This is a genomic window from Streptomyces sp. NPDC051172 (genome assembly GCF_040682555.1).
In the GTDB taxonomy this organism is placed as follows: domain Bacteria; phylum Actinomycetota; class Actinomycetes; order Streptomycetales; family Streptomycetaceae; genus Streptomyces.
The window spans coordinates 1-2,011 of the sequence record NZ_JBFBBE010000294.1; the positions used below are offsets into that span (position 1 = coordinate 1).

The following is a 2,011-nucleotide window of genomic DNA, read 5'->3' on the forward strand; positions in this document are numbered from 1 at the left end:
GAGCCTCGCCGGGCGCTGCCCAAAAGCAGCCGGGAACCGCCAAAAACACGGACAGGTCAGGCACTTGACCGGCCCCGTTCCTTCAGGGATGAATGGTCATGCGGGCTCCGGCGCGACGGCCGAGTCGGAGTCGGTGGCGGGCGCCTCAAGGCGGCGCACCGTGCGCACGGGCGAGAACAGCAGGGCCAGGGAGGCCAGGAACGTCCCGCTCGCGGCCAGCACGATCGCCGTCCGCAGCCCGGTTCCGGAGGCGAGCGCACCGCCGAGCAGCGAGCCGAGCGAGAACGCGCCCAGCGCGCAGGTACGGGCCGTGGCGTTCACCCGCCCGAGCAGCTCGTCCGGGGTGGAGACCTGCCGGAAGCTGATCACCGTCACGTTGAAGACGGGAACGCTGAACTGGACGACGAAGGCCGTGGCCGCGACGACGGCGAGCGCGGCCAGTGAGTGACCGTGCACGGCCGCCAGGACGAGATGGCCGAGGCCGGGCAGCGCCATCGTCAGGATCAGGGTCGGGCCGACGCCGAACCGTCCGGTCAGCGGGCCGACCAGAAGGACGCCGACCAGGGCACCGACGCTGCCGACCGCGACGATCAGGCCGACCTGCTTCGAGCCCATGTCGAGGACCCGGAGCAGATAGAGGAAGAACACCGACATCAGGGCGCCGGAGAACAGGTTGATGATCAGCGCGGCCGTGGTGAACCAGCGCAGCAGCGGGTGCCGCACGATCGCGGTGAATCCCTCACGGATCGAATCCCGCACCGAGAGGGTCTCCGCCCCGGGCTGAGGCTTCGGCGCCTCGTCGGCCGGCAGTCCCGCCACCGTGCAGAAGGACAGGACGTAGCTCGCCGCGTCCACCGCGATCGCCACCGGGGCGCTGAGCGCGCTGATCAGCAGGCCCGCCGCGCCCGGCCCGACGACCTGCGCCATCGAGTCCGAGAGTTCCAGCTTCGCGTTCGCCTCGCCGAGCCGGTCCCGGCCGATCAGACCGGGTGTGTAGGACTGGTGGGCGAGGTCGAAGAACACGGTCATCACGCCGACGACGAAGACCACGACGAAGAGCTGACCGATGTTCAGCACATCGAGCCAGTGCGCGACCGGGATCCAGGCGAGGGCCGCGGCACGCACGACGTCGGCGACGATCATCACGGACCGGCGCGCCCGGCGGTCCAGCATCACGCCGACGAAGAGGCCGAAGAGCAGGAACGGCAGCGTCTCGAGGGCGACGAGCACGCCGGCTTCCAGCGGCGTCGCATGCAGCAGCAGGACCGCGGTCAGCGGCATCGCGACGTAGGTGATCTGGGAGCTGAAGAGCGAGGCCGACTGCCCCGTCCACAGCAGCGCGAAGTTGCGCCGGCGGAACAGCGAAGCCGGCTTCTTCCCGGCGCTCGAGGCGTCCTCGCTCATGAGCGCCGCACCGCCTGACGGATCTCGGTTCCCGGTCGGGAACGCGGGGTCTCGGCGCGTTGGTCCATCACTGTCTTCCTATCGGGTCGAATTCGCCGCACGGGTGATCTAGGACGTGCCGGGCGGTGTGGGGGCATGCCTGGACTTCCCGGCGCACTCAGCCACGGGCCGTTCCGCCACGCGGCTGCTGCGCCGGGAGACCGGGACGGGTCAGCACCCGCCGCCGTCCGGGGCCGAGCCCCGGTCGGATCTCCAACCGGTCCGGTTTCGCGTTCCGTTGAGCCGGTTCCGGGACTTCGACCTCACCGATGGGCTGGTCGGGATCGGAGGTCAGCTCCGCGAGGAGTCGGCTGAGCCGGTCGGCCCATGTCTGGACCGTGCCGTGGTCGAACAGGTCGGTGGCGTACGCGATGATCCCCGTGATCCCGGTCGGACGCCCGTCCGGCTCGTACGACCCCCGCAGCAGGAAGTTCAGGTCGAACTTGGGGGTTTCGTGTTCCGGGATCTCGAACTCGCCGATGTCGAGTCCGGGGAGGTCGAAGGCGGCTTCGGTGTTGGTGTCGAAGGACAGCATCACCTGGAAGAGGGGGTGGCGTGCCGCGGTGCG

Annotated in this window: 2 protein-coding genes; both read right to left on the reverse strand. The window is 70.1% G+C overall.

Annotation, left to right across the window (positions count from 1 at the left end):
• Positions 1-96 precede the first annotated feature (96 nt).
• Positions 97-1,404: an MFS transporter gene (locus AB0N07_RS50460; protein ID WP_365847667.1), complete on the reverse strand. Its 1,308-nt coding sequence runs from the start codon at positions 1,402-1,404 to the stop codon at positions 97-99.
• A gap of 157 nt (positions 1,405-1,561) precedes the next feature.
• Positions 1,562-2,011 (reverse strand): condensation domain-containing protein (locus AB0N07_RS50465; protein ID WP_365847669.1); only part of this gene is annotated, 450 nt, incomplete at its 5' end.